Genomic DNA, 22,464 nt, shown 5'->3' with positions numbered 1-22,464 from the left:
GCGCTCTCGCGCTCGCGTCCCTGGTGTGCCTTGCCATGCTGGCGGGCTGCGGCAGTGGCGAGACACCCCATCCCGCGCCTCGCCCGGTCGTGGCCATGCCGGCGCAGCCGGACCAGCAAGCGCCGGGCCTGGCGCTGCCCGGCCAGATCGAGGCCCGCTACAACACGCCCCTGTCGTTCCGGGTCGGCGGCAAGATCATCGAACGCAAGGTGCGCCTGGGCGACACCGTGAAGGCGGGCCAGGTGGTGGCGCGATTGGACCCCGCCGACGCCTCGAAGAACGCCGCCGCGGCGCAGGCGCAGCTCGCGGCCGCGCAGCACCAGTTCGATTACGCCCGCCAGCAGCTGGCTCGCGACCGCGCGCAGGCGCGCGAGCAACTCATTGCCGCCAGCCAGCTCGAGCAGACCCAGAATTCCTACGCGGCCGCGCTGGCGCAGCGCGACAGCGCCGCGCAGCAGGCCGCACTGGCCAAAGACCAACTGGCCTACACCGCGCTTACCGCCGACCATGCGGGCGTCATCACGGCCGAACAGGCGGACACCGGGCAGAACGTCTCGGCGGGCGATCCCGTCTACAGCCTGGCCTGGGCCGGCGACGTCGATGCCACCGTCGATATCCCCGAGAACGTGCTGGGCGGCCTGCGCGTAGGCCAGCGCGCCAGCGTCACCCTGCCCGCCGCGCCGGGACACGTCATGCCCGCCACGCTGCGCGAGCTGGCGCCCGCCGCCGACCCGCAGACGCGCACGTTCCGCGCACGCTTCACGCTGCAGGACCCCGAGGCCCGCGCGCGGCTGGGCATGACGGCGACGATCGCGCTGGACGACGCCAAGGCGGCCGGCTCCACCTACACGGTGCCGGCCACGGCCCTGTTCCATGACGGGCCCGCGCCCGCGGTCTGGGTGGTCAAGGCGAAAGAAGACGTGCTCGAACTGCGCCGCGTCACCGTCCAGCGCTACGGCGAGCGCACGGTCACGCTGTCCGAAGGCATACGCGACGGCGAGCGCATCGTCTGGCAAGGCGTGCACGCGGTGTCGGCGGGCGAGAAGGTCCGGCCCGTTCCTCCCCTGCATCCCGAGGATTTCGCATCGTGAGCCAGCCCCCGCAGGCGCGCGCCGCCGCCGTGGCGCACGGGCATGCCGAGGAAGGCCGCTTCAACCTCTCGGCCTGGGCGCTGCGCCACCAGGCGCTGGTGGTCTTTCTCATCGTGCTGGCCACGCTGTTCGGCGTGCTGTCGTATTCGCGGCTGGCGCAGTCCGAGGACCCGCCGTTCACATTCCGCGTCATGGTCATCAGCACCCTCTGGCCGGGCGCCACGGCGCAGCAGGTGCAGCTGCAGGTCACCGACCGGATCGCACGCAAGCTGCAGGAAACGCCGCACACCGACTTCATGCGCAGCTACTCGCGTCCCGGCGAGTCGATGATCTTCTTCACCATGAAAGATTCGGCGCCCGCCTCCGAGGTCGCCGAAGAGTGGTATCAGATCCGCAAGAAAGTCGGCGACATCCAGGGCACGCTGCCGCGCGGCGTGCAGGGGCCCTTCTTCAACGACGAGTTCGGCGACGTCTACACCAACATCTATACGCTCGAGGGCGACGGCTTCACGCCGGCCCAGCTGCGCGACTATGCGGATGCGCTGCGCGTGGTGCTGCTGCGCGTGCCCGGCGTGGCCAAGGTCGATTACTTCGGCGAGCAGGAAGAGCGCATCTACATCGAGATTCCCAACGCGCAGCTGGCCCGCCTTGGCGCGTCGCCCGAGCAGATCGGCCGGGCCATCGATGCGCAGAACGGCGTACTGTCGGCGGGCACGCTGACCACCGCGGACGATCGCGTGTTCGTGCGGCCCAGCGGCCAGCTGGGCGATGCGCAGGCGCTGGCGGAAACCCTCATCTCGGTCAACGGGCGTTCGGTGCGGCTGGGCGACATCGCTGCTATACGGCGCGGCTACATCGATCCGCCTACGTCCGAAATGCGGGCCGGCGGGCGCCAGGTGCTGGGCATCGGCATCACCATGCAGCCGGGCCAGGACGTGGTCAAGCTGGGCAAGTCGCTGGACGAGACCACGGCGCGGCTGCGCGGCAGCCTGCCCGCGGGCCTCGTGCTGACTCAGGTGTCGGACATGCCCGAGGCCGTGTCGCATTCGGTCGACGAATTCCTGCGTTCGGTGGCCGAAGCCGTCGCCATCGTGCTGCTGGTCAGCCTGGTGTCGCTGGGCCTGCGCACAGGCGTCGTAGTAGTCATTTCCATACCAGTCGTGCTGGCGGTCACCGCGCTCTTCATGTCGATGTTCGACATCGGCCTGCACAAGGTGTCGCTGGGCACGCTGGTACTGGCATTAGGGCTGCTGGTGGACGACGCCATCATCGCGGTGGAGATGATGGCGGTGAAGCTGGAACAGGGCTGGAACCGCGCGCGCGCCGCGGCGTACGCCTACACCAGCACGGCCTTTCCCATGCTGACCGGCACGCTGGTCACGGTGGCGGGCTTTCTTCCCATCGCGCTGGCGAAGTCGGGCACCGGCGAATACACGCGGTCCATCTTCCAGGTATCGGCCATCGCGCTGATCGCCTCGTGGTTCGCGGCGGTGGTGCTCATCCCGCTGCTGGGCTATCGCCTGCTGCCCGAGCGCAAGCGCGAGGCGCACCTGCCCGATGACCACGAGCACGACATCTACGACACGCGCTTCTATCGCCGCCTGCGCACCTGGGTGGCGGCCTGCATCCGGCGCCGCTATGTGGTGCTGGGCCTGACGATCGCGCTGTTCGCCGCGGCCATGGCCGCGTTCGGCCTGGTGCCGCAGCAGTTCTTCCCGAACTCCGATCGTCCCGAGCTGCTGGTCGACCTGAGCCTGCAGGAAGGCGCCTCGTTCGACGCCACCAAGCGCCAGGTGCTGCGACTGGAGCAGACGCTGCAAGACCGGCCCGAGATCGAGCACATGGTCAGCTTCGTGGGCACGGGCGCGCCGCGCTTCTACCTGCCGCTGGACCAGAAGCTGCCGCAGCCCAACTTCGCGCAGTTCATCCTTACCGCCAAATCGCTCGAAGACCGCGACCGGCTTGCCGGCTGGCTGGGACCGCTGCTGCGCGAGCAGTTCCCCGCCGTGCGCACCCGCCTGTCGCGCCTGGAGAACGGGCCGCCGGTGGGCTTTCCGGTGCAGTTCCGCGTCAGCGGCGACCACATCGGCACCGTGCGCGGCATCGCCGAGAAGCTCGCGGCCGAGGTGCGCGCCGATGGCCGCACGACCAACGTGCAGTTCGACTGGGACGAGCCTTCGGAACGCTCGCTGCGCTTCGAGATCGACCAGAACAAGGCGCGCGCCGTCGGCGTCACGTCGTCGGACATCGCCAACTTCCTCTCCATGACCCTGTCGGGCACCACGGTCACGCAGTATCGCGAGCGCGACAAGCTGATCAACGTGGCGCTGCGCGCACCGGCCGACGAACGCGTCGACCCCGCGCGCGTGGCCATGCTGTCCATGCCCACGCCCAACGGCCCCGTGCCGCTGGGCAGCCTGGGCAGCGTGCGGCCCGAGCTCGAGTATGCGGTGATCTGGGCGCGCGACCGCCAGCCCACCATCACCGTGCAGGCCGACGTGCTGCCCGGCGCGCAGGGCATCGACGTGACCCGTGACGTCGATGAGAAGCTCTCCGGGCTGCGCAGCGAGCTGCCGGTCGGCTATCGCATCCAGATCGGCGGCTCGGTCGAGGAAAGCCAGAAGGGCCAATCATCCATCAACGCCCAGATGCCGCTGATGATCATCGTGGTGCTGACGCTGCTGATGATCCAGCTGCAGAGCTTCTCGCGCGTGATGATGGTGGTGCTGACCGCTCCGCTGGGCCTGATCGGGGTGGTGATCGCGCTGCTGCTGTTCGGCAAGCCGTTCGGCTTCGTCGCCATGCTGGGCGTCATCGCCATGTTCGGCATCATCATGCGCAACTCGGTCATCCTCGTGGACCAGATCGAGCAGGACATCGCGGGCGGCGCGCCGCGCGTGGACGCCATCGTGGGCGCCACCGCGCGGCGCTTCCGGCCCATCACGCTGACGGCCGCCGCGGCCGTGCTGGCGCTGATACCGCTGTTGCGCAGCAACTTCTTCGGCCCGATGGCCACGGCCCTGATGGGCGGGATCACCAGCGCCACCGTGCTGACGCTGTTCTTCCTGCCCGCGCTGTACGCCGCATGGTTCCGCGTGCGCAACGACGAGCGCGCCGAGCCGCCTGGCGTGCCGCCCGGCGCGGATGCCGGCCATCTGAGGGAAGGAGCCTGATCATGCGTGCCCCGTTGAACCGACCGACACGCTTGTCCATCGCCGCCGCGCTGGCCCTCATGCTGGCCGCCTGCGCGCTGGGGCCGGACGGCACGCCGCCCGCCACGCCCGAACCCATTCAGTACGGCACGGCCGCTACGCCCGACCGCCTGGCCGCCGCGCAGGGCGTGGCGCAGTACCTCGAGGCCGGCGGCACGCCGCTTGCGGACTGGTGGACGCGCTATGGGTCGCCGCAGCTCGATGGGCTGGTGGCCGAGGGCCTGGCGAACAGCCCTGACCTGGCTGCGGCCGGCAAGCGGCTCGAGGCCGCGCGCGAGCAGCTGCGCGCGCAGGTAGGCGAATCCATGCTGCCCTCGGTGGACGCCGGCGTGCAGGCCGACCGCCAGCGCGCGCTGGGCATGCCCAACATGTCGCCGCCCACCGCCCTGTACAACACCTTCGTCGGGCAACTGCGCGCGCAGTACACCTTCGACCTGTTCGGCGCGGCGCGCTACGCCAATGCGTCGCTGGCCGAGCGCGTGAACCAGCAGGCCTATGAGCTCGAGGCCGCGCGTCGCGCGCTGGCCGCCAACATCGTCACCGGCGCCGTCAACTCGGCGGCGCTGAAGCTGCAGGTCGAGCTGACGCAGCGGCAGGCCGAGCTGGCGCGACTGGTGGCGCGCGACGCGCAGCGCCGGTTCGAACTGGGATCGGCCTCGCAGCAAGAGGCGCTGGACGCCGACCAGACCGCTGCCAATCTCGAAGCCGGGCTGCCCGGCCTGCGCAGCCAATGGCGTGCGATGCGGCATGCGCTGGCCGTGCTGCTGGGCCGCACCCCCGACCAGGCGCCGCCCGATCTGGACTACGACAGCTTCAAGGTGCCCGACCGCATCCCGGTCAGCGTACCGTCGACGCTGCTGGCCAACCGCCCCGACATCCTCGCCGCCGAAGCCACCTTCCGCGCGGCCGCGGCCGACATCGGCGCGGCCACGGCCCAGCTGCTGCCGCAGCTGTCGCTGTCGGCATCGCTGGGCAGGGGCGGATTCAACTGGTCGGATGCGCTCGCGGCGGGCACGGGATCGATCTGGAGCATCGGCGCCGGGCTGACCCAGCCCATCTTCCATGGCGGCGCGCTGCTGGCGCAGCGCCGGGCCGCGCTGCGCTCGTACGAGGCGGCCGGCGACCAGTACAGGCAGACGGTGCTGGCCGCCTTCCGCAATGTGGCCGACACGCTGGCCGCGCTGGAGGCCGACAACGAGGCGCTGGCCGCCGCGGAACGCTCGCGCCAGGCCGCCGAGACCTCGTACGCCAACACCGCGCGGCGAGTCGATCTGGGCGCCTTGCCCGGCTACCAGGGCCGCGCCAGCGAACAGCACTTCCTGGATGCGCGGCTGCGCGAGATCCGCCATGCCACCGATCGCATGAACGACACGGCGGCACTGTTCCATGCGATGGGCGGCGGGCCCATCACGCTGCAGGCGCCAGATCGATGACCGACGCCCACCGGACGGTCCGGCAGCACGACGTGCAGCGCATGATCCCGCAGCGTCAACAACACCGCGTGGACCGGATACAGTAGGTGCACGGATGCAGACGGAGCATGGCATGAAAATGAACGTCCAACTTCTGATCATCGATCCGCAGAACGACTTCTGCGACCTGCCCGAATCCTGGCAGCCCGTCGATCCGGGCAGCGGCGCGCGCATCGCGCCTTCGTTGCCGGTGGCCGGCGCGCACGCCGACATGCAGCGCCTGGCCGGATTCCTGCAGGCGGGCCACGCGCTGCTTTCCGACATCACGGTCACGCTGGATTCCCACCACAGGGTCGACATCGCGCACCCCACGTTCTGGACCCAGGGCGATGACACCCCCGTCACCCCCTACACCCGGATCACCGCCGCTCAGGTGCGCGCAGGTCTCTTTCGGCCGCGCGATGCCGCCGCCCTGCCGCGCACGCTGGCGTACCTGGACGAACTCGAGGCGCGGGGCCGCTATACCCTGATGGTGTGGCCCGTGCACTGCCAGATCGGCAGTTGGGGGCACAACGTGCACGCCGCCGTGCAGTCCGCGTGCAGCGCCTGGGAAGACGGCAGGCTGCGCCCTGTACAGTATGTGCACAAGGGCATGAACCCCTGGACCGAACACTACAGCGCCTTGCAGGCCGAAGTGCCCGACGCTGCCGACCCCGCCACGCAGCTCGACCGCGGCCTGCTGCAGCGGCTGGACGGCGCCGACGTGCTGCTGGTGGCCGGCGAGGCCAGCAGCCACTGCGTGCGGGCCACCGTCGAGCACATCGTCGAGCACCTGCCCGGCGGCCGTCCCGAGCGCCTGATGCTGCTGACGGACTGCATGAGCGCGGTGAGCGGTTTCGATCGCGAGTCCGCCGGCTTCCTGCAGACCATGCAGCGCCAAGGGGTACGGCTGGTTACCGCCGCGCAGGCCTTGCGGCAGCTGCGCGACGCCTGAACATGCGGGTCAGGCCCGCCGCATGCGGAGCGCCACAGAACAGGAACCGTCTTCAACGCAGGGAGCGCAACATGATCAAGCTGACGCTGGCCCAGCTCAACTACACCGTCGGCGACATCGCCGGCAACGTCGCCAGGATGACCGAAGCCGCCCGCCAGGCCGTGCGGGACGGATCGGAACTGGTGGTGTTCTCGGAACTCTCCCTTACCGGCTACTACCCCGGCGACCTGCTCGACGATCCGCTCTTCCAGGCCAGGACCGCCGATGGGCTCGAGGCATTGCGCCAGGCCTCGCGGGAACTGCCTGAGCTGGCCTGGGTGGTGGGCGCGCCCATCGGCCGCACGGGGCCGGGCAAGAAGTGGCACAACGGGCTGCTGGTGCTGCGCGACGGCGTAGTGCTGCTGTCGTACGCCAAGCAACTGCTGCCCACCTACAACATCTTCGACGAACGCCGCCACTTCGAGCCGGGCCCGGACGTGGCGCCCGTGCTGCAGATCGGCAAGGCGCGCGTGGGCTTCATGATCTGCGAGGACGGCTGGAACGACCAGGGCGCCGACTACGAGCTCAACCCGTTTCGCCGCATGCAGCAGGCCGCGCCCGACCTGGTGGTGTCCATCAATGCCAGTCCCTCCGAGATCGGCAAGCGCGAACTGCGCCACAAGGTGTTCGCCCAGGCATGTGCGCAGAACGGCCTGCCGCTGCTGTACGTGAACCAGATCGGCGGCCAGGACCAGATCGTGTACGACGGCGCCTCGTTCGCAGCCCAGCCCGCCGAGGGCGTGGTCTTCGAGATGAAGCGCTTCGAGGAAGACGTGGTCACGCTGCGTTTCGAAGGCGGCTGCTTCCTGACGCCGCAGGGGGAATGCCCGCGGCCGGTGGACCCGCGCGGCCTGCCGACAATGGCCTTCTACCAGGCGCAGATCGTGCTGGGCCTGCGCGACTACGCGCGCCGCTGCGGCTTCAAGCAGGTGGTGGTGGGCTCGTCCGGCGGCATCGACAGCGCGCTGACGCTGGCGCTGGCCGCCCAGGCGCTGGGCGCCGACAACGTGGCGGCGGTCACCATGCCGTCGCGCTATTCCTCGTCGGGCTCGGTGGACGATTCGGTGGCGCTGTGCCGCAACCTGGGCATCACGCTCTACACGCATCCCATCGCCGAGGCGGTGGACGTGTATGCGCGGCAGTTCGAGGCCAGTTTCGGCCAACCCCTGCAGGGCCTGCCGCTGGAGAACCTGCAGGCTCGCATCCGCGGCACCATCCTGATGGAATATTCCAATGCCTTCGGCCACCTGTTGCTGACCACCGGCAACAAGTCCGAGGTGTCGGTGGGCTATTGCACGCTGTATGGCGACACCAACGGCGGCCTGGGGCCCATCGGCGACCTGTACAAGACCGAGGTGTTCGCGCTGTCGCGCCACATCAACGAAGCCGCCGGCCGCGAACTGATCCCCGCCGCCATCATCGAGAAACCGCCGTCGGCCGAACTGGCGCCGGGGCAGAAGGACACTGACAGCCTGCCGCCCTACGAAGTGCTGGACGAGATCCTGCGCTTCGTGATCGAAGGCGAGCGGCTGGCGCCCGACGAATACCGGCAGGCGCGCGAGTTCGTCGAGCACCTGCGCGGCACGGACGACGGCCAGGCCCTGATCGCGCGCGTGCGCCGCATGGTCGGCCGCAACGAGTACAAGCGCCGCCAGGCCCCGCCCATCATCCGCGTGCGCGCCCGGGCCTTCGGCGCCGGCCGGCAGATGCCCATCGCCGCGCGCCACGACTGACGCACGAGCCCCCATGAACGCATCCTCCCGCCACGACATCGCGGTCTACATCGGGCGCTTCCAGCCATTTCACAATGGCCACCTGGCCCTGCTGCGGCAGGCCCTGGGCATGGCCGCCCACGTGGCCGTCGTCATCGGCTCGGCGCATCAGGCCCGCTCGCCGAAGAACCCCTTCACCTGGCAGGAGAGAGCGGACGTCATCCGCCTGGCGCTGCCCGAAGCCGACCGGACACGCGTGCATTTCGTGCCGGTGCGCGACTATTACGACGAAGCCCGCTGGGTGCAGGCCGTGCACGCTGGCATGGCCCAGCTGGAAAGCGAACTGCAGCTGCCCGCCAAGGCCGCCGTCTCGCTGATCGGGCACTTCAAGGACGCCACCAGCAGCTATCTGCGCCGCTTCCCCGGCTGGGAGCTGCGGGCCGTCGAACGCGCCGACCCGGTGGACGGGGCGCACATCCGCGACGCCCTGTTCGGCGCGTCCGGCCACGACATCGAGGCCGCGCTGGCCGCATTGCGCCCGCTGGCGCCCTCGACCACACTGGACTTCCTGCGGGCCTGGTCCGCGCTGCCGTTCCATGCCGACCTGGCGCGCGAATGGCGCATGCTGCGCAAGTACAAGCAGGCCTGGGCCGCGGCGCCCTATCCGCCGGTCTTCGTCACCGTGGACGCGGTGGTGCGTTGCGCCGACCGCGTGCTGCTGGTCCGGCGCGGCGAGCCGCCCGGCGTCGGGCTGTATGCCGTGCCGGGCGGCTTCATCGAACAACGCGAGACGGCCTATCAGTCGGCGCTGCGGGAACTGCGCGAAGAGACCGGCCTGGCCCTGCTCGAACCCAGCATGCAGTCGGCGCTGAAGGCCAAGGCCGTATTCGACCACCCCGACCGCAGCCAGCGCGGGCGCAGCATCACGCACGCCTTCTATTTCGACCTGGGCGACCGCGCCCTGCCCGCCATCGAGGCCGCCGACGACGCGCAATCGGCGCAATGGACGCCCATTGCCGACCTGGCGGCGCTGGAAGACCAGTTCCACGAGGATCACTTCCACATGCTGGACCACTTCTTCGGACTGACGAAATAGGCGCACAGCGGCGGAGGCCACCGCTGCGCTGCCCAGGGCCGGCATAAAAAAAAGGCCTGGGATTCATGCAAATCCCAGGCCAAGAGCCAATCAATTCGTTCTTGCGGATCAGTTCTCTTCGACGAAGGTCTCTTCGCGCTTCTTGCGGATCGACGGCAGGGCAACCAGGATCACCAGGATCACGGCCATGCCCAGCAGCGTGGCCGACAGCGGACGCTGGACGAAGGTGGCATAGTCGCCGCGCGACAGCAGCAGGGCGCGACGGAAGTTCTCTTCCATCATCGGACCCAGCACCAGGCCCAACAGCAGCGGGGCGCCTTCGCACTTCAGCTTGGCCCACACGTAGCCGATGATGCCGAAGATGGCGAACATCAGGATGTCGAAGGTGTTGTAGTTCAGCGAATACACGCCGATCGTGCAGAACACCAGGATGGCGGGGAACAGCATGCGGTACGGCACGCGCAGCAGTTTGACCCAGATGCCGATCAGCGGCAGGTTCAGCACCACCAGCATCAGGTTGCCGATCCACATCGAGGCGATCAGGCCCCAGAACAGCTCGGGGTGGCTGGTCATGACCTGTGGGCCCGGCTGGATGTTGTGGATGGTCATCGCGCCCACCATCAGCGCCATCACGGCGTTGCCCGGGATGCCCAGCGTCAGCAGCGGAATGAACGAGGTCTGCGCGCCGGCGTTGTTGGCCGACTCGGGGCCGGCCAGGCCGGCGGGGTGACCCTTGCCGAAGCGTTCGGGATTCTTCGACAGCTTCTTCTCGAGCGTGTACGAGGCGAAGGCCGACAGCACCGACCCGCCGCCCGGCAGGATGCCCAGGGCCGAGCCCAGCGCCGTGCCGCGGATGATGGCCGGAGCCGCTTCGCGGAACTCTTGCTTGTTCGGATACAGCGAGCCCACCTTGTCGGCGATTTCGACGCGCTGTTCCTTCAGCTCGAGGTTGGCCATGATCTCGGACAGGCCGAACACGCCCATGGCCACGATGGCGAAGTCGATGCCGTCCTGCAGCTCGGGGATGCTGAAGTCGTAGCGGGCCACGCCCGAGTTCACGTCGGTGCCCACCATGCCCAGCAGCAGGCCCAGAAGGATCATGCAGATGGCCTTGGGCAGCGAGCCCGAGGCCAGCACCACGGCGCCCACCAGGCCCAGCACCATCAGCGAGAAGTACTCGGCGGGGCCGAACTCGAAGGCCACTTCGGCCAGCGGCGGCGCGAAGGCGGCCAGCAGCAGCGTGGCGACCGTGCCCGCGAAGAACGAGCCGATGGCCGCCAACGACAGCGCCGCGCCGGCACGGCCATTGCGCGCCATCTGGTGACCGTCCAGCACCGTGACCACCGCGGACGTTTCACCCGGCAGGTTGACCAGGATGGCGGTCGTGGAACCACCGTACTGCGTGCCGTAGTAGATGCCCGCCAGCATGATGAGGCCGGCCGTGGGCGGCAGCACATAGGTGATCGGCAGCAGCATCGCGATCGTGGGCACGGGACCGAGCCCGGGCAGAACTCCCACCAGCGTGCCCAGCAGGCAGCCGAGAAAGGCGTAGAACAGATTCTCGGGGGTGAACGCCACCGAGAACCCCAACATCAGGTTGTCCAGCAATTCCATGTCGTATTCCTTCAGTTGCCCAGGAAGCTCGGCCAGAGCGGGAAGATGAGACCGAGGCCGCGGATGAAGGCGACATATGAGAACGTCACCAGGAAGAGGCCGTTGGCGACGGCTACCTTCCAGTTGAACTCATGGCTGGCCAGGCTGCTGATGATCACCAGCAGGAAGATAGAGATGTATAGGCCCAGGAACCGCAGCGCGAAGGCATACACCAGCACCGACCCGATGACCAGGAGCAGGATGCGGAAGTCGAAGCGGCTGACCGTGGTCTCGGCCGCGGTCTTGGCCAGGGAGGTCAGCAGGACGAGCGCCCCCATCAGGGAAAGCACGATGCCCAGCCAGAAGGGGAAGTATCCGGGACCCATGCGAGCGGCCGTTCCCATCGTGTACTGGGTGGCCTGCACTGCGAACCCGATGCCCAACGCGATGAACATCACGCCGGCCCAGAAGTCCTGTTTATCTTTTATCAAGCTGGTGTCTCCAAGGGTACTGCGTCCCGAACCCGGACAGGTCCGGCGGGACTGCCATTCGCCGTTTTCAATCTGCCGTCGTGCCCGACAGCGGAGTGAAAGTTTACAGAAAGGTCTGCATGGTACGCGACATGGTTTTTCCTGAGAACCCGTCGGAAGCACTGAGTTATTGAGGGATATCCCTGATCCACGAAGTGGACACATGCCCGTGCGCAAGCCGGCCAACCATGCGGCTCTCGCGGGCAAATCGCCCGGAAAGCCAAGGCTGGCGCGGGATGCGGCATCGCGGAAAAAAGTTCCGCGAGCCGTCCCTATCGGATGATGAACAGGGTAATTCGAAGGCATCATGGTCACGATGCCGCCGTGGCGCCGCCTCGTCCGGCAGCGCTCGATGACGCCCCGGATTAGCGGCCGTGGCGCTCGATGACTTCGGCCAGCGGCAGGTGTCCACGGCATGCGCCCGTACCGGCCGGGCTTTCACCGCGTTCCAGCGCCGTCGCGTACTGCACCGCGGCGTCCGCCTCCAGGCGCTGGCGCAGCGCCGCCAGCCTGGGCCAGCGGGCCTTGTCGGCGACCTGATGAAAGTCCAGCCAGCGCGCCACGCCGATCAGCACCGCATCGGCCAGCGTGGGCTGCTCACCCAGCAGGAACGGCGTGTCGCCGATCATGGCCTCGAGCTTGTCGTGGCGCTCGGCGATGCGTTCGGCGCCCCACTGCCGCAGCGTCTTCTGCAGGGCCGGGTCGGGAGGGTCCATTTCAAGCGCCATCCAGTGCGGCGTGAAGGCGGCGGTGAAGCCGGTATTGAGGAAGCCGATGAACTGGCGCATGCGGTCGGCCTGCGGCGACATCGGATCGAAGCTGACGCGACGTTCGGTGTCGCGAGCCTCGATCCAGGCGGCGATGGCCATGGTCTCGGTGAAGACGTTGCCGTGCCCGTCGATGAACGCCGGGGTCTCGTGGCGGGCGTTGAGACGGGCATAGGCAGGCTGGCGCATTTCGCCCAGCATGTCGACGCGGCACAGCCTGTAGGGCTTGCCCAGCCACTCCAGCGCGGCGACGAGCCCCATGGAACTCCCCAGGGGGAAGCCGTAGATCAGTATGGGTTCCACGATGATTTCTCCGTGATGATGATGGTCGTGCCGCGCAGCACGACAGGATTCTACGGAGGCTGCCGGACATGTAAATTACGCACATTTATGTCACCACACCGGGACGCAAGGAGGCATGGATGAAAGACCTGGTCTCGCGCTGCCCCATCGAGGAAGTGATGCAGGTGCTCAGCGGTCGCTGGCCCACGCTGCTGATCTATTACCTCAGCCAGGGCACCAAGCGATTCAGCGACCTGCGCCGCGACAATCCGACGATCTCGCATCGCATGCTCACGCTGGAACTGCGCAAGCTGGAATTGGCCGGCATCGTGCAGCGCACCGAGTTTCCCGGCTACCCGCTGCGCGTGGAGTACGAACTGACTGCGGCGGGCCGTGCGCTGGTCCCGTTGATCGACGCGCTGGGCGACTGGTGGGAGGCCAACGCCCCCGCTGCCGATCCCGTGCCGGCCGCGCTGCCGGCCTGAAGCGGCCGGCATCCAGATAAACTTCATTTATCCGATCGAACACACCCCGCCGCGGCAAGACGGCCCCCGCGCCCGCCGCGCCTCCGGTATCGTGGCGCAATAGCCAGATATCCCGCCTTGCCGAACCGGCTCGCACGGCGCTGCTTACGGAGACGACTTTGAACGACACCATCAGGATATTCGTGGGATGCGATCCCAACGATTGCGACCTGGAACAGATGATGGTTCTGGAGTACAGCGCGCGCAAGCACACCTCGCGGCCCATCGAGATCACGTGGATGCGTCTGTCGCACGACCCGGCCAGCCCCTGGTATTCCGATCCCGAAGCCGGCCGCGGCTGGAACACCTACAAGTGGCCCACGCCCTTCTCGGCGTTCCGCTGGGCCGTGCCCGCGGCCTGCAACTTCCAGGGCAAGGCGCTGTACATGGACACCGACATGGTGGTGCTGTGCGACCTGGCCGAGGTCTGGGACATGCCGATGGAGAACGGCGCCGTCATCACGGGCCGCCGGCGTGGCGAGGGCTGGCTGCACTGCGTGGCGCTATGGGATTGCGCCGCCGCCGCCAAGCACCTGCCGGCACTGGACACGTTGCGCCCCGACCGTTATGGCCATCGCAAGATGAAGCAGTTCTTCGCCACGCACACCGAGCTGATCCAACCCATGGACGCCCGGTACAACTGCATCGACGGCGACGGGCTGCCGCAGGAGCAGATCAAGATCCTGCACTATTCCGACATGGGCACGCAGTTCACGCATCGCCTTTCCCTGCCGCGCCTGCGCGCCGAGGGGCGCGCGCACTGGTTCGACGGCGACATCGTGCCGCACACGCGCCCCGACCTGGTGGAGCTGTTCGACCGCTACTACCAGGAAGCGCTGGACGCGGGATACAGCCTGGACAAGTACCGCAACGCAGCGCCGTTCGGCGCCTTCAACAAGGCCACGCAGAAGCACTACACGGGCAACCGGCCCCGCGGCAGCTGGCTGCAGCGGCTGTGGCGCCGGCACGTGGCGCGGCCGACGGCATAAGCCCATGAGCGAACCTTTCACTCCGCCCAGCTACCGCAACGCGCCGGACGTCATCTGGACCACGGCGGATCTCTGCGACCAGGCCCTGCAGGATCCGGGCCTGGGCCTGCGCGTGCTGCCGCCGGTCTACCGTTCTTTCGGCGGCAGGCCCTGGTACTTCGGGCAGGTCCAGGCGGCTCGCGCCGCGCAGCCGGACGGCGCCCTGTCCCTGGCCGCGCTGCTCTCCGAACCGGGCCGCAACCGGGTGCTGGTGGTGGACGGCGGCGCCAGCCTGGCGCATGCCGTGCTGGGCGACCGCATGGCCGCCATGGCCGTGCAGAACGGCTGGAGCGGTGTGCTCGTGCATGGCTGCGTGCGCGACGTGCACGCGCTGGGCCGCATGCCGGTCGGCATACACGCCTTGGCCGCCGTGCCCAACCGGCCGTCCGCCATGCCGCCGGCCATCGCGGCGGATAGGCTCGACCTGCACGGCATCGCCGTACGCACCGGCGACTGGCTGTACGCCGACGACGACGGCATCATCGTGCTGTCGCGCCGGCATACCGACGGCGACGGCACGGCGGACTGAAGCCGCGGACTGAAGCGGTGGGCTGAAGCGGCGGGCCGGAACCTCAGCCCGCCTGCCGCGCCTTCAGTTCCTCGAACGACACCAGTTCCCCGGCCAGCGCGCTTGCCGCCACCGTGGGCGGACTGGCCAGCCACACGCTGCCGGGCCCCGAACGCCCCGGGAAATTGCGATTGATCGCGCTGACGGTGGTCTGCGATGCCTCGGTGGATGAACCCGGACCGCAGTTGGCGCAGGCACCGCACGAGGGCTGCAGGATGCGCGCGCCCACCGCGGCGAACGTGCGGTCGTAGCCCTGCGACACGCAGTAATCGCGCACCGCCGTCGTCCCGTACTGCAGGTACAGCGTCACCCCATCGGGCACGCGCAAGCCTCGCTCGGCCGCCCAGGACAGCACCTGGTGGTAATAGTCGAAATCCTCGCGCTTGCCGGCCGTGCACGACCCTCCGTACGCGATGTCCACTTTCGGCCTTTCCGGCAGGCGCGACAGCGCCATGCCGTTGCCCGGGTCTCCCGGCGCGGCCACCATGGGCTCGAGCCGGGTGCAATCCACCTTCAGCTCCATCGCATAGGCCGCGCCCGGGTCGCTGCACATCCAGGGCTCGATGACGGCGTCCACGCCGCGACGCGCCTTCAGGAAGCGCAGCGTCTCGGCATCGGGCGCGACGATGCCGGTCAGTCCGCCCAGCTCTGCCGTCATGTTCGTCAGCGTGGCGCGCTCGTCGATCGACAGGGCCGCGATCGCCTCGCCGGCGAACTCGAACACCTTGCCCACCCCGCCGCCCGACTTTATCTCGCGCAGGGCCAGCAAGTGCAGCACGACGTCCTTGGCGGTCACGCCCGCGCCCAGCCGGCCCGCCAGCTCGACGCGTATGCATTCGGGCATGGTCAGCCGCACGGCGCCCGTGACGAAAGCATTGGCCATGTCGGTGGTGCCCACCCCGAACGCGGCGCAGCCCAGCGCGCCGCTGTGCGGCGTGTGCGAGTCCGTGCCGACGACGACCTGCCCCGGCAACGCATAGTGCTCGGCCATCATGGCGTGCGAGATGCCCGCCACATTGGCGCCCGCATCCAGCGCCGCCTCGGCCTCGGTCAGCGTGCGGTGCTGGCGCAAGCCGTAGTCGCGCACGAAGTCGCGCTGGGCCTGGCACATCGCGCGCACGTTGGGCACGATGCCCGCCCGTACGTGATTCGGGCTTTCCTCGACATACGAGGTGTGGTCCTCGAAGACCACGATGCGGCCGGCATCCACCAGGCGCAGCGGGCGCCCGAACCGGGCATGCAGCATATGGCTGGCCATGCCCGTGTAGTACTCGTGGATGAAGCGCCAGTCGGCCCGCACGAACACGCCGTTGCCCGGCGCGGGATCCGCGGGCGTGACGTCCGTGCGCAGCAGATGGCGCCGCACGATCTTCTCGAACAGGGTAAGCGGCCTGTCCCGCCGCGGCGCCGGCGCATCGGCGCGGGCGGCATCGCGCAGATGCGCCTGGCCGAACGCCAGCAGGCCGCCGGCCTTGACGATGGCCGCCGCCAGACCGTCGCGTCCCGCGACGATCTCTTCCACGCTGATGGTCTCGCCGCGCCGCAGTCGATCCACCAGCCCCAGGTCCGTGCTGGTGTACAGCCCGATGTTGTCGGCGTTCTGCCGGTAGATGCGCTCGAAGCTCTCCGCGATCACCAGCCGGATGCCGGCGGACCTCTCGGCCATGGGGCTGTGCTCGCGCGACGAGCCCTTGCCGTAGCGCTTGCCGGCCACCACCACGTTGAAGCCGGACAGGCGGATGGCGTCCGGCCCGATGGGGCGCTGCCGGTCCGCCTGCAGGCCGGTGTAGGGATACCGCCCCAGCGTCTCGTCGAAGTGCGTCAGGATCGGAACCGGCGTGATCTCGTCGGTGGAGATGTCCTCGCGCAAGGGCGCCGCAGCGTCGGGCGCCAGTGCCTGACCCCTCAACTGTGCGCTGATGCGTTCGGCCTCGCGCGACAGGAACAGTATCTTCGCGGGTCCTTCGATGATCGGGGTAGACGTCATGGGTATCCAGCTATTCAGGGGTAATGCCGGCGGCCGTCACCAGCGACCGCGTCTTGGCGATCTCGGCGGACAAGGTGCCTGCCGCCTGTTCAGAGGTGCCGCCCATCGCCACGAAGCCCTGCGGCCCCAGGGTGTTCAACACGGTCTTGTCGCGCATGGCCTGCTGCGTGGCGGCCTGCAGCTTCTGCACGATGTCCGCGGGCAACCCGGCCGGCCCGATCAGCGCGATCCATGCGTCGTAAGCGTAGTCGCCCACGCCGGACTCGGCCAGCGTCGGCACGTCGGGCAGCACGGGCACGCGCTTATCGGTGCTGACCGCCAGCGCGCGCAGCTGTCCGGCCTGGATCTGCGCAATGACCGACGGGACGGCAAGGAAGGCGGTCTGCACCTGGCCCGACATCACGTCGGTGACCAGCGCGCTGCCGCCGCGATAGGGAATGTGCACCATGTCGACGCCGGCCTTGGACTTCAGCAGTTCGCCCGCCAGATGCAGCACGCTGCCCGTGCCCGACGATCCATAGTTGATCTTGCCCGGCTCCGCCTTGGCCGCCTTCAGCAGATCGGCTGCCGTGCGATAGGGGGAATCCTTCGCCACCACCAGCACCAGCGGCGTGGTGCCGATCACCGAGATCGGCGTCACGTCGCGCTGGCTGTCGTAGGGCATGCTGCGATACAGGCTGGGATTGATGGCATGGTTGGACGAGACGATGGCCAGCGTATAGCCATCGGGACGCGCCGATACCAATTGGCGCGTGCCCGGTATGCCGGCCGCGCCGGACAGGTTTTCCACCACCATGGGTTGTCCCAGCTGCTTGCCCAGGTTTTCTGCCACCACCCGCGCGACCACGTCGGCCGTGGAGCCTGGCGAGGTCGGCACGATCAGGCGCACCTGCCGATCGGGATAGCCGGCCGCCCAAGCGGCGGGCGCCTGCGACAATGCGCCCAAGGCGCTGAGGGCGAGCGTACAGCCCGCCAGGAATCTGGCGATGTTCATCAAGGGTCTCCTCGGTAGTCACGGCGGGGTCTGTGCGCCCCGTGCCGACATGCAAGGCCTTGACTATAGGAGTCCGCTCATCGCGGTCGAAGTGCCGATTCGGCAGGCCTGTCGTCTCGGTTCGAGATGCCTACGACTGCTGGGAGAGGAACCGCACCAGCGTGCCGGCCGTGGCGGACAGCTGTGCCTGGCCGGGATAGACGATGCAGATCTCGCGGCGCGCCCATTCATCGGACAGCGGCCGCACCGCCACGTCCAGCGCCTGCAGGTACATCTCGGCCACCTGCTGCGGCATCACGGCGATGCCGAGTCCCGCATGGGCCATGCGGCACAGCGCGTCCAGGCTGGCCACGCGTATCTTCACCGCCAGCGTCGTGCCCAGCGCCTCGGCCTGCGCGGCCAGCAACTGCGTCAAGGCGCTGTTCTCGCGCAGCCCCACGAAGGTTTCGCCGGCGATGTCGCGCAGGCTCAGCTGGCGCATCGCGGCCAGCGGATGCCCGGCGGGCAGCATCACCGCCAGGCGGTCCCGCCGATAGGGCCGCACCTCGAGGCCTTGCACAGCAGCGACGCGATTGCAGATGCCGAAGTCGGCATCGCGTTCGCGCACCAGGCGCAGCACGTCGGGGCTGTGCTGTTCCTCCAGGTCGATGTCCACTTCCGGAAACAGCCGCTGGAACGCGGCCACGTCCTCGGGCAGGAACTGCACGATGGCCGACAGATTGGCCACGACCCGTACCCGGCCCTTCACGCCGGCATACAGCCGCGACAGCTCGGCCGTCATGGATTCGACGTCGCCGATGATCTGCCGCGCATGGCGCAGCACGGTCTGTCCGGCGGGGGTGATGTTGACTCCGCGCGCATGGCGCTGGATCAGCGGCAGCCCGATCAGCGACTCCATCTCGGCGATGCGGCGGCTGACAGCCGAGGGCGCGATGAACTCGCGCTCGGCCGCGCGGGCTATGCTGTTTTCCTGGCACACCGCCACGAACAGCCGCAGCGATGTGAAGTCGAGTCTGCGCAGTATGTTTTCCATGGCAGGCGGGCGCCGCGCACCCGGCGTGGCCAGACGGCGATCGTACTACACGCCGTGCGCTACGCCGCCAACGCCTGCTGCCGCGCATGTCGATACCGGTCCAGCAGCTCGACGCGAAGCCGCTCGGCCTGCGCGGCATTGCGCTCCTTCACGTGCCCGTAGCCGCGTATGGCGTCCGGCAGTTCCGCCAGCTCCAGTGCGGTGTCCGCGTTGTGCGCGTCCAGCGTATGCGCGAACTCGTCGGCCAGCGCCAGATAGTCCTCGGCCAGCCGGCGCTCCATGCGCCGTTCAGCGGTCCTGCCGAACACGTCGAAGACCGTGCCGCGCAGGCGCTTCATGGGCGCCAGCGCGCGGAAGGCCAGCTCCACCCAAGGGCCGAAGGCGCGCTTGTGCAGGCGCCCCTGCCCATCGCGGCGGGCCAGGGCGGGCGGCGCCAGGTGGTAGGTCAGGCGATAGTCCTTGCCGGGCTCGCCTTCGAACTGCTCGCGCAGGCTTTCCCTGAAGGCGGGATGCGCGTGCAGGCGCGCCACCTCGTATTCGTCCTTGTAGCTCATCAGCTTCGCAAGATGGCGCGCCACGGCGTGGGTCAGCGGCAGGCCCGGCGACAGGCCCAGCGCGGCTTCGCGCTGGCGCACCGCGTCCACGGCCGCCTGATAGCGCTGCGCATACGCGTCATCCTGATAGTCGCGCAGGTGCGCGGCCAGGCGGCGGATCATGCCGTCCAGCGATTCCGGCATGGCCGCCACCTGCGCGCGCGGCGCGGGCCGCAAGGCTTGCGCGCCATGGTGCGCGGCCTGCCGGCCCAGCTCGAAGGCGGCCAGGTTCTTTTCCACCGACACGCCGTTCAGCTCGATGGCGCGCCGCAGGCTGGCCAGCGCCAGCGGCACCCCGCCCTTCTGCCACGCATAGCCCAGCAGCATCGGGTTCGCATAGATGCCATCGCCCAGCAAGGCCTCGGCCAGCGGGCCCGCCTCGATGAAGTCACAATTGCCGCCGGTGCTGCGCCGCAGGGTCTCCTGCGCCTGCTGGCCCGGAAAGCGCCAGCCGGGCTGCGACAGGAAGGCCGCCGTCGGCGCCGCCGTGCTGTTCACCACCGCGCGTCCGCCCTCGGGCCGGATGCGCGACAGCACCTCCGGCGAAGCGGCCACCAGCGCGTCGCAGCCGATGACCATGTCCGCCTGGCCCATCGCGACGCGCGTGGCATGCAGGTGCTCCGGACGATTGGCCAGCTGCACGTGACTCAGCACAGCGCCCCCTTTCTGCGCCAGGCCCGCCATGTCGAGCACGGTCACGCCCTTGCCCTCGATGTGCGCCGCCGCACCCAGCAACGCGCCTATCGTCACCACGCCGGTGCCGCCCACGCCCGCCACCACCAGCCGGTACGCGCCGCCGTCCGGAATCACGGCGGGCTGCGCGGCCGGCGCCTCTTCCAGCGCGGGCGCCCCATCATGCCGGCGCGCCTTGCGCGGCTTCGCGCCTTCGGCCGTGACGAAGCTGGGGCAGAAGCCTTCCACGCACGAATAGTCCTTGTTGCACGAAGACTGATTGATGCGCCGCTTGGTGCCCATGGGCGTATCCAGCGGCTCCACCGACAGGCAGTTCGACTGCACCGAGCAGTCTCCGCAACCCTCGCACACCGCGGCATTGATGAAGGCGCGCCGCGGCGGGTCGGGATACTCGCCGCGCTTGCGGCGCCGCCGCTTCTCGGTCGCGCAGGTCTGGTCGTAGATCAGCACCGTGGTGCCCTTCACGTCCCGCAATACGCGCTGCACTTCGTCCAGCGAGCGGCGGTGATGTACCTGAATGCCCGCCGGCAGCGCCAGCGCGCCGATGTACTTGTCGGGCTCGTCCGTCACCACCACGGTTTGCGCCACGCCTTCGGCCTGCACCTGCGCGGCGATCTGGGGCACCGTCAGCGTGCCGTCGACGGGCTGGCCGCCGGTCATGGCCACCGCGTCGTTGTAGAGAATCTTGTAGGTGATGCTGGCGTGCGCCGCCACGGCGGCGCGTATCGCCAGCAGCCCGGAGTGGAAGTACGTGCCGTCGCCCAGGTTGGCGAAGATGTGCTTCTCGGACGTGAAGTCCTTCTGGCCCAGCCACGCCACGCCTTCGCCGCCCATCTGGCTGAAGGTGTCGGTATTGCGGTCCATCCACATCGCCATGTAGTGGCAGCCTATGCCGGCCACCGCGCGCGACCCCTCGGGCACGCGGGTGGACGTGTTGTGCGGACAGCCCGAGCAGAACCAGGGCTTGCGCTCTTCCACCAGCGTGGGCCGGTTGGCCTCGCGCTCCTTGGCGTCCAGCACGGCCAGCCGCGCGGCCAGGCGCGCGCGCAGCGCCTCGGGCAGGTCGGCGCGATCCAGGCGCGCGGCGATGGCGCGCGCGATGCGCGCCGGCGACAGTTCATGGCGCGCCGGCAGCAGCCATTCGCCGCGCGGCGTGGACCATTCGCCGCCGCCGTGCTCGCGCTCGTCGAACTTGCCGTAGATGCGCGGCCGCACGTCGTCGCGCCAGTTGTACAACTCTTCCTTCAACGCGTATTCGAGGATCTGCCGCTTCTCCTCCACCACCAGGATCTCCTTCAGCCCCGTGGCGAAAGATCGCGCGTCCTGCGCGTCCAGCGGCCAGATGCAGCCGACCTTCATCAGGCGGATGCCGGCGGCCTTGCAGGCCTCGTCGTCCAGCCCCAGGTCCTGCAGCGCCTGCCGAACGTCCAGATACGCCTTGCCGGCCGTCATGATGCCGAAGCGCGCATCCGGGCTGTCGAGCACCACGCGGTTCAGCCGGTTGGCGCGCACATAGGCCAGCGCGGCATACCACTTGTGATCCAGCAGGCGGGCCTCTTGCGCCAGCGGCGTATCCGGCCAACGAATGTTCAAGCCATCGGGCGGCAGCGCGTCCTGCGGCAGTACGACCTGCACGCGCGCGGGGTCCACCTCCACCGAGGCGCTGGATTCCACCACGTCGGTCACGCACTTCATGGCGACCCACAAGCCGGTGTAGCGGCTCATGGCCCAGCCGTGCAGTCCGTAGTCCAGGTATTCCTGCACGTTGGACGGATACAGCACCGGTATGCCGCTGGCGATCAGCACGTGTTCGGACTGATGCGCCACCGACGAGGACTTCGCCGCGTGGTCGTCGCCGGCCAGCAACAGTACGCCGCCATGCGCCGCGGTGCCCGCCGAGTTGGCGTGCTTCAACACATCCACCGACCGGTCCACGCCGGGCCCCTTGCCGTACCACATGCCGAACACGCCGTCGCGCGTGGCGCCCGGGAAGAGGCCCAGCTGCTGGGTGCCCCACACCGCGGTGGCCGCCAGGTCTTCGTTCAGGCCGGGCTGGAACACCACGTCGTGCGACTCGAGATGCCGCTTCGCCTTCCACAGGGCAAGGTCCAGCCCCCCCAGCGGCGAACCCCGGTACCCGGACACATAGCCGGCCGTGTTCAGGCCGGCCTGTCTGTCGCGCGACTTCTGCAGCAGGGGCAGGCGCACCAGCGCCTGCGTGCCGCTCAGATAGACGCGCCCCGTCTGGAGGCTGTACTTGTCGTCCAGGCTCAGGCCCTGGTCGTAAGTCGTGGCGGCTAGGGGGGTGTCCATGCT

16 protein-coding genes are annotated in these 22,464 nt (G+C 68.9%); 9 read left to right on the top strand and 7 right to left on the bottom strand.

The genetic code is table 11. The features are described 5' to 3' along the window. Positions 1-35 precede the first annotated feature (35 nt). From CAL15_RS01625 to CAL15_RS01600, 6 genes are all read left to right on the top strand, one after another. The gene (locus CAL15_RS01625; protein WP_232468194.1) at positions 36-1,091 is read left to right on the top strand and encodes an efflux RND transporter periplasmic adaptor subunit; all 1,056 of its coding nucleotides are present in this window, start codon (positions 36-38) and stop codon (positions 1,089-1,091) included. Next, the gene (locus tag CAL15_RS01620) at positions 1,088-4,264 is read left to right on the top strand and encodes an efflux RND transporter permease subunit (protein ID WP_086077032.1); all 3,177 of its coding nucleotides are present in this window, start codon (positions 1,088-1,090) and stop codon (positions 4,262-4,264) included. The genes CAL15_RS01625 and CAL15_RS01620 overlap by 4 nt, the downstream gene beginning before the upstream one ends. A gap of 2 nt (positions 4,265-4,266) precedes the next feature. Further along, the gene (locus tag CAL15_RS01615; protein WP_086077031.1) at positions 4,267-5,736 is read left to right on the top strand and encodes an efflux transporter outer membrane subunit; all 1,470 of its coding nucleotides are present in this window, start codon (positions 4,267-4,269) and stop codon (positions 5,734-5,736) included. A 112-nt stretch (positions 5,737-5,848) separates the two neighbouring features. After that, entirely contained in the window at positions 5,849-6,709 is an 861-nt protein-coding gene (locus CAL15_RS01610) for a cysteine hydrolase family protein (RefSeq protein ID WP_086080868.1), read from the top strand. Positions 6,710-6,780: 71 nt separating this feature from the next. Continuing rightward, positions 6,781-8,481: an NAD+ synthase gene (locus CAL15_RS01605; RefSeq protein WP_086077030.1), complete on the top strand. Its 1,701-nt coding sequence runs from the start codon at positions 6,781-6,783 to the stop codon at positions 8,479-8,481. Between the two features lie 13 nt (positions 8,482-8,494). Continuing rightward, positions 8,495-9,556: a bifunctional nicotinamide-nucleotide adenylyltransferase/Nudix hydroxylase gene (locus tag CAL15_RS01600; protein ID WP_086077029.1), complete on the top strand. Its 1,062-nt coding sequence runs from the start codon at positions 8,495-8,497 to the stop codon at positions 9,554-9,556. A gap of 108 nt (positions 9,557-9,664) precedes the next feature. Here the strand turns inward: CAL15_RS01600 and CAL15_RS01595 are convergent, their stop codons facing one another. The 3 genes from CAL15_RS01595 to CAL15_RS01585 form a co-directional block, all read right to left on the bottom strand. Further along, the gene (locus CAL15_RS01595) at positions 9,665-11,170 is read right to left on the bottom strand and encodes a tripartite tricarboxylate transporter permease (protein ID WP_086077028.1); all 1,506 of its coding nucleotides are present in this window, start codon (positions 11,168-11,170) and stop codon (positions 9,665-9,667) included. 11 nt (positions 11,171-11,181) lie between these two features. After that, positions 11,182-11,604, bottom strand: coding sequence for a tripartite tricarboxylate transporter TctB family protein (locus tag CAL15_RS01590; RefSeq protein ID WP_086080867.1), 423 nt, complete (start codon positions 11,602-11,604; stop codon positions 11,182-11,184). A 440-nt stretch (positions 11,605-12,044) separates the two neighbouring features. Continuing rightward, complete coding sequence (locus CAL15_RS01585) at positions 12,045-12,749, bottom strand: glutathione S-transferase family protein (protein ID WP_086077027.1); 705 nt, start codon at positions 12,747-12,749, stop codon at positions 12,045-12,047. A 119-nt stretch (positions 12,750-12,868) separates the two neighbouring features. Here CAL15_RS01585 and CAL15_RS01580 point away from each other — a divergent pair, with 119 nt between their 5' ends. The 3 genes from CAL15_RS01580 (at position 12,869) to rraA (ending at position 14,809) form a co-directional block, all read left to right on the top strand. Then, on the top strand, positions 12,869-13,213 hold the full coding sequence (locus tag CAL15_RS01580; RefSeq protein ID WP_086077026.1) for a winged helix-turn-helix transcriptional regulator: 345 nt from the start codon (positions 12,869-12,871) through the stop codon (positions 13,211-13,213). A gap of 158 nt (positions 13,214-13,371) precedes the next feature. Further along, positions 13,372-14,241 (top strand): glycosyl transferase, encoded by an 870-nt coding sequence (locus tag CAL15_RS01575; protein WP_086077025.1) that lies wholly within the window; start codon positions 13,372-13,374, stop codon positions 14,239-14,241. A gap of 4 nt (positions 14,242-14,245) precedes the next feature. Next, positions 14,246-14,809, top strand: a complete 564-nt coding sequence (gene rraA, locus CAL15_RS01570; protein WP_086077024.1) for a ribonuclease E activity regulator RraA — start codon at positions 14,246-14,248, stop codon at positions 14,807-14,809. Positions 14,810-14,852: 43 nt separating this feature from the next. Here rraA and CAL15_RS01565 read toward each other — a convergent pair whose 3' ends face one another. The 4 genes from CAL15_RS01565 to CAL15_RS01550 form a co-directional block, all read right to left on the bottom strand. After that, positions 14,853-16,835: an aconitase family protein gene (locus tag CAL15_RS01565; protein WP_086077023.1), complete on the bottom strand. Its 1,983-nt coding sequence runs from the start codon at positions 16,833-16,835 to the stop codon at positions 14,853-14,855. A gap of 10 nt (positions 16,836-16,845) precedes the next feature. Then, positions 16,846-17,829, bottom strand: a complete 984-nt coding sequence (locus tag CAL15_RS01560; RefSeq protein ID WP_086077022.1) for a Bug family tripartite tricarboxylate transporter substrate binding protein — start codon at positions 17,827-17,829, stop codon at positions 16,846-16,848. A gap of 130 nt (positions 17,830-17,959) precedes the next feature. Next, positions 17,960-18,862 (bottom strand): LysR family transcriptional regulator, encoded by a 903-nt coding sequence (locus CAL15_RS01555; RefSeq protein WP_086077021.1) that lies wholly within the window; start codon positions 18,860-18,862, stop codon positions 17,960-17,962. A gap of 59 nt (positions 18,863-18,921) precedes the next feature. After that, positions 18,922-22,461, bottom strand: a complete 3,540-nt coding sequence (locus CAL15_RS01550) for an indolepyruvate ferredoxin oxidoreductase family protein (protein WP_086077020.1) — start codon at positions 22,459-22,461, stop codon at positions 18,922-18,924. Positions 22,462-22,464 lie beyond the last annotated feature (3 nt).

The sequence above is a fragment of the Bordetella genomosp. 13 genome (genome assembly GCF_002119665.1).
GTDB lineage: Bacteria > Pseudomonadota > Gammaproteobacteria > Burkholderiales > Burkholderiaceae_B > Bordetella.
This window is presented reverse-complemented; position numbering and strand designations above follow the sequence as displayed.